Source organism: Streptomyces sp. NPDC021115, from assembly GCF_044333065.1.
Taxonomy (GTDB): Bacteria; Actinomycetota; Actinomycetes; order Streptomycetales; family Streptomycetaceae; genus Streptomyces.
In genome coordinates, this window is the sequence record NZ_JBIRQF010000010.1 from 296,526 (window position 1) to 302,960 (window position 6,435).

4 protein-coding genes are annotated in these 6,435 nt (G+C 69.9%); 3 read left to right on the plus strand and 1 reads right to left on the minus strand.

The annotated features are described in order from the left end of the window. The first annotated feature begins 331 nt into the window (after nt 1–331). Nucleotides 332–2,335, plus strand: a complete 2,004-nt coding sequence (locus ACH4TL_RS28770; RefSeq protein ID WP_398320733.1) for a M6 family metalloprotease domain-containing protein — start codon at nt 332–334, stop codon at nt 2,333–2,335. A gap of 79 nt (nt 2,336–2,414) precedes the next feature. On the opposite strand, the gene ACH4TL_RS28775 is transcribed toward ACH4TL_RS28770, so the two are convergent. Next, nucleotides 2,415–3,800, minus strand: coding sequence for a M28 family peptidase (locus ACH4TL_RS28775; RefSeq protein ID WP_398320730.1), 1,386 nt, complete (start codon nt 3,798–3,800; stop codon nt 2,415–2,417). Between the two features lie 188 nt (nt 3,801–3,988). Between ACH4TL_RS28775 and ACH4TL_RS28780 the strand changes: the two genes are divergently transcribed. Both ACH4TL_RS28780 and ACH4TL_RS28785 read left to right on the plus strand, forming a co-directional pair. Then, a complete protein-coding gene (locus ACH4TL_RS28780; protein ID WP_398320727.1) occupies nt 3,989–4,588 on the plus strand; it encodes a hypothetical protein in 600 nt (199 codons plus the stop codon). Nucleotides 4,589–4,626: 38 nt separating this feature from the next. After that, nucleotides 4,627–6,435 (plus strand): type I polyketide synthase (locus ACH4TL_RS28785; RefSeq protein WP_398320724.1); only part of this gene is annotated, 1,809 nt, incomplete at its 3' end.

Below are 6,435 nucleotides of genomic sequence, written 5' to 3' on the forward strand. Positions count from 1 at the left end.
GCTCCTTGGGCTGGTTTCCACACGTCGCGCCATACGGGAGGTCGGCGGCAGCCTTCCCGTTGGCCTGTACACGCTATCGCGCTTTGCGATGTGCTCCGCAGCGGTGTGCGACGGGATTCCGGCTCGTCAGCGCCTCGACAGCGGCTCGACAGCGGCTCGTCAATGCGGTGGCGCACACCGGGCTTCCGCCACAGCTTCGTCGCGGCTTCGTCTCGGAAGCCACAGCGGCACTCTGGCGTCACCTCGGCCCCCGGCCTACGGTGGCACCGGTAGTCCTCCCGTGCGCACGGCTGGTCCTGTCTGAGCACCACTTCCGGACAAGAGGTGAGCCTTGTTCCTCCGCCGAAGACGAGTCCGCCGATTAACGGTCGTCGCCACGCTCCTCGCCGCCCTGGCCGCCGTCGCGGCCGGGCCCGCGGGGGCCGCACCCGACCGTACGCCGAGTGCCCGGCCGCCGCTGGTCGACCCGATCGACCCCCAGCGCTGGCGCAACCCCGACGACATGACGTGGGCCGACTACCGCGCGGTCCCCGGCACCCGCTGGGCCGACCCCGACGTCAAGCCCACCAAGCGCACCTTCAAGGGCGCGCTGGTGCTCCTCGACTACCCGGACGAGGAGTTCACGGTCAGCCAGCCGGCGGGATCGACCCTGTTCGGCAACCCTCAGCCGTCCGCCTCCGGCATACCGCGCGACCGTCTGCCCCAGTTCTACGAGGACTTCCTCAACAAGCCCGGCGCGCTCAACAACGGTCACACCATCAACGAGTACTGGATGGAGGACTCCGGCGGCCGCATCGGCGTCGACCTGACGGCCTTCGGTGTGTACCGCATGCCAGCGAAGTCCTACCAGTACGGGGTGGAGGACTCGATGAACCCGGGCGCCTGCCCGGCCGGGGACACCTGCGACATGGACATCCGGGCAGACGGGAAGGCGGCGTGGACCGCCGACGTGGGCTCCGAGGAGACCGGGAAGTTCGACTTCGTCTTCTATCTCGCGGCCGGGCAGGACGAGTCGTCCACCTGGCAGGAGTTCGGCCAGATGAAGTTCGCCGACCGGCAGGACGTACCGGCCGTATGGGGCCCGCCCGCGCCCACCGGGAGCAACGCTGCGCCGACCCGCTACGTACCGTGGACGTCGTGGCAGGCCGCGGCCCGCATCTGGCCCAACGCGACGGACGGCTCGTCGCTCCAGACCGAGAGCTCCGGCATGGCCGTGTACGCCCATGAACTCAGCCACATCCTGGGCATCGGCGACAACTACAACAACCCCTACGGCACTCCACTCAGCCGCTCCTACACCGGCATCTGGGGCATGCTCTCCCGCGGCTCGTTCAACGGCCCCGGCGGTCCGCACACCCGGTGGCGGATACCCGCCACCGCCGGTGGTTCGATGGGCGCCCAGCATGTGCTGCGCGACAAGCTGAAGCTGGGCATCGTGGACGAGAAGAACGTCCTGCGCCTGGACCGGGACGCGCTGGCGGGTTCCGGGCTCGCCGTCGCCCGCGTCACGGCGCGCTCCGCGCCACCGGGCGAGAAGGGGCTCGCGGGCGTCAACATCACCATGGGCAGCGACCTCTCGCCGGCCTGCGACCGGAAGACCGACCCGCTGTGCGACGGCGGCGGCTACGACAACTACACCGTCGAGGTCGTGGACCGCATGGGCATGGACTCGTTCACCCCGGACAACGGAGTGCTGATCAGCAAGACGAAGAACAAGGATCAGGCCCCGTTCGCCTGGGTGGTCGACGCCCACCCCGAGGACATCGACATGGTGGACTTCCAGCGCCCCGACGGCACCACGCAGAAGATCACCATGGGCGACTACCGGCAGCTCAGCGATGCGCTCTTCCACGCCGGGGCCGACTCCGGCAGCCAGTACGAGTACATCGACAAGGCCAACCGGCTGCACTTCTACGTCCTCGACCTGAAGCGCGACCGGTCCGGTGTGCTCTCGTACACCATCGCCGTCAAGTCCCTGGACGGCTCGGGGCCGCAGCGGCGTGGCGTCGACCTGAACCGTGGCGTGGCGCAGGGCCACCCCTCGAAGGGCCGCGCGATGTGCACCTTCGATCTCGCCAACACCGGCCGCGCCGGGGGTGGCGCCCATCTGGACTCGGATGTCTACCGGCTGTCGGCCACCGCCACCGGCCGGGGCTGGTCCGCGTGGCTGCCCAACCAGCTCGCCGCCGCCAAGGCCGGAACGTCGGTCGATGTGGGCGTGGCCGTGACCGCGAAGAACGGAGCCGAACGGCACGGGAAGGTCGTCCTCACCGCCCGTTCCGAGAGCGACCCGCGCAAGACGGCCAAGGCCACGTGCGCGCTGCGCACGCGGTGAGCACGGCAGCATGACGGCGGCCCGCCGGGGCACCGGCGGGCCGCTTCCGTACGTGCAGTCGTCCGTGGGCCACGTGCCGTCAGCCGGACTCCGGCAACGGCACCCGGAGGGTGTCGGGGCCGCAGCCCTGCGTCCCCGCGATGATCCGCGCCGCGCCCATGGTGAGCGGCACCAGGCTCTGCTGGTCCACCTTGTCGGGGGTGTCCCTCGGGTCGAAGATGTACATCGGCGTGGTGATCAGCTGCACCAGCGGCACACCGGTGTAGTAGAAGTACGCGCCGTCGGTGGCCGGGTTCGGCGCGAAGGCGGTCGGCGACAGGATCCACGAGCGGCGCAGGTCCTCGGCCGCGATGGAATCAGCCACCAGCCGCTCCAGTGCGGGCGCCTGGGTGGTGAACCACCAGCGCACCTCCGGATCGTCGGTGGGCACGACCTCGCCGTCGACCACGACGGCCTGACGCGCGGCGTGTTCCAGATGCATTTCGAGGACGACCTGCGGAAACAGCTCGGGATGGGCCGCGATGAACGCCTGGGTGCCCGCGGCCCCGGCCATATGGCCCGACGTCAGCAGGAACAGCATGTTGTGCGGACGCAGCTCCTGGGGCACCGACGCCCAGAACCTGGCCTGCGCCAGTACGAGCGCCATCCCCGAAGCGTCCTCCACCGCCGAGGCCCACGGACCGTCGTGGTGTGACCCGACGATGACCCAGTGGTCCGAGGCACCGGGCAGGGTGCCCACCACATTGTGGGTGGTCTCCTCGGTGATGGTGGCATCGGAGACGATCCGGCCCTCGCACGCGCCGGAAGCCATCAGCTCGCGGACCCGCTCGCCGTCGCCGCCGCTCAGCCAGATACCCGGGACCGGGCGCAGCTCGGCGTCGTAGGGCCAGTAGAAGTCGCTGGTCTCCCAGGGCACACCGGTGAGCAGCCCGACGTACGCGGTGGCCCCGTCCTTGATGGCGATGTCGAAGTCCAGCACATGCGGAAGGTCGAACGGCACGGTCTGGACGAGGTCGGGGAAGACGCCCTCGGGGTCGTACGCGTCGGTGGCGCGGGCCTGCACCTCCGTCTGCGGCAGCTGTGTGAAGCCGATCTCCTGGACCGCGATGCCACCGCCCACGTCCCCGTCCTCCATCCGCACCAGCCGCCCCTCGGTGCCCTCGGTGGGGGTGGTGTACGGCAGGGCGAGCCCGGTGAAGCGGGTGGCCTCGCCGGGGCGGCCCGCGGGCCAGATCTCGAAAGCGGCGGACCGCGGCCGCCAGATCGGCGTGTCCAGCGGCTCCAGCCGGACGTCCTCCAGCCCCGTTTCCCGGAACTGTTCGGCGGCCCACTCCTCGGTCCAGCTGTCGGCGGCGCAGCCCGCCCGGCGAATGCCCTGGCTGACGATCAGTTCGATCCAGCCCATCATCTCCTTCGAGGTGGGTGCGCGATCGATGTACTTCTCCAGCGCCGGCCAGCCGCTCATCGCCATCCTCGCCATCCTCCTTCGTCCCGACGGTCCGGTTCATGCTCGGCGGCCGGTCTAAAGCTGGGCTAATGAGGCGCGCGGGCGGGCCGACGACACGTACCGCGGGCAAGCCACGCGTTAGAGCACCTTTAGGCGCGGCCCAAAGGATGGTCGCCATTACCGGCCGTTATCGACGGGAGTCGCGTGTGCGTACCGAAAGGGCAGTGCAGACGGGTGTTGTCGCCGTGGGTCTGGTGGCGTTCGCCGTCACTCCGGTGAGCGCCGAACCCGACACCAGGGACGACGCCCGGCCATCGCGCGCCACTTCCACGACCCCGCTGCCCGCACCGCCCCAGATTCGCGCCCTGGATTTCCTCCTCGGTTCCTACCGGTGCGAATACACACCCCCGCCGGGAAGCAGGGCGGCGGTGATGCACCTGACCACGAAACGGGCCATGGGCGGCCATTACTACTACACCGACGCGACGCTGGAACCCGGCCAGGTGGTCGGCAGGTCGTCGTTCGGATGGGATCCCGTGGACGGAAAGTTCATCGTCCAATACCACGACAACTGGGGTTCCTCCGCGAACTATTCATCGCCCGGCTGGAGGGACGGCCACCTGGTGTTCAAGGGGCCGCTCAGCCAGGTGGTCACGCCCAGCGCCACCGGAAAGACCGAAGGCGTGAACATGGACGTGGTGGACGATTACCAGATGCTCGGTCCCGGGCATTTCAAGGACGCCACCAGCTTCACCTTCCCCGACGGAACAACCTTGCGGGGCAGCTACGACTGCCGTCGCCACTAGCGGTCAGCGGTCTGCCGAGGGAAGTGGGTGCGCCGACCATGGCGAGCAATGAGGAAAAGCTTCTCGACTATCTGAAGCGCGTGACGGCGGACCTCCGTCAGACACAGCGCCGCCTGAAAGATGTCGAGTCGGCCGGGCACGAACCGGTCGCCATCGTGGGAATGGCATGCCGGTTCCCGGGCGGAGTGCGCTCACCGGAAGAGCTGTGGCAGCTGGTCGCCACCGAACGCGACGCCATCACGGAACTGCCCACGGACCGCGACTGGGACCTGGACACCCTCTTCCACCCCGACCCGGAGCACCCGGGCACCAGCTATTGCCGCGAGGGCGGCTTCCTGGACGACCCCGCGGGCTTCGACGCCGCGTTCTTCGGCATCAGCCCGCGCGAGGCCCTGGGCATGGCACCGCAGCAGCGCCTCGCGCTGGAGGCGTCGTGGGAGGCCATCGAACACGCGGGCATCGACCCGGAATCGCTGCGGGGCAGCCTCACCGGCACCTTCATCGGCTGCGACCACCTCGACTACTGCACGGACGCCTCCCAGGTGCCCGAGGGCTCGGCCGGGTACTTCACCATCGGCAGCTCCGCGAGCGTGGTGTCCGGCCGGGTCGCGTACGCCCTGGGCCTGGAGGGGGCCGCGGTGACGGTGGACACCGCGTGCTCCTCGTCGCTGGTCGCCCTGCATCTCGCCTGCCAGGCGATCCGGCAGGGCGAATGCCAGCTGGCGCTGGCCGGTGGCGTCGCCGTGATGTCCTCGACGGCTCCCTTCATCGGCTTCAGCGAACTGCGCGGGCTCGCCCCGGACGGCAGGTCCAAGGCGTTCTCGGCGAACGGCGACGGGATGACGCTGTCCGAGGGCGTCGGTGTGCTGCTGCTGGAGCGGCTGTCGGACGCCCGGCGCTACGGCCACCGGGTGCTCGCGGTGATCCGTGGTTCGGCGGTCAACCAGGATGGCGCCAGCAATGGCCTGACCGCGCCGAACGGGCCGTCGCAGCAGCGCGTCATCCGTCAGGCGCTCGCCAACGCCCGCCTCACGGCGTCGGAGGTGGACGCGGTCGAGGCACACGGCACCGGGACCCCACTCGGCGACCCGATCGAGGCGCAGGCGCTGCTGGCCACGTACGGCCAGGAGCGGCCGCACGATCAGCCCCTGTGGCTCGGCTCCATCAAGTCCAACATCGGCCACTCCCAGATGGCGGCGGGTGCCGCCGGTGTGATCAAGATGGTGCTGGCGATGCGGCACGGGATTCTCCCCGCCTCGCTGCACATCGACGAACCGACCCCGCATGTCGACTGGAGCGCCGGTGAGGTACGGCTGCTGACCGAGGCGGTGGAGTGGCCGCAGGGCAAGCATCCGCGCCGGGCGGGAGTGTCGTCGTTCGGCATCTCGGGGACGAACGCGCATCTGATCCTGGAGCAGGCCCCGCAGGACGCCGTGGAGGTCACTCCGCCGTCGGTCGTTGAGGTGGGCGGGGTCCTGCCGTGGGTGGTGTCGGCACGGAGTACGGAGGCGCTGCGCGGCCAGGCGGCTGCGCTGCTCGACCGGGTGACCGCCCCGGACGAGGACGTATCGCCGGTGGAGGTGGGCTGGTCACTGCTCAAGACCCGCTCGCTCTTCGACCACCGAGCCGTCGTGATCGGGGAGCACCGCGAAGAGCTGGCAGCGGGCTTGCGGGCGCTCGCGACCGGTGCGCCACACCCGGCGGTGGTCTGTCCCGGGGACGCTGTCAGTGTTTCGGGTCAGACGGTGTTCTTGTTCAGTGGTCAGGGCAGCCAGCGTCCCGGTATGGGGGCGGCTCTGTACGACCGGTTTCCGGTCTTCGCCGAAGCCTTCGACGAGGTCTGCGCC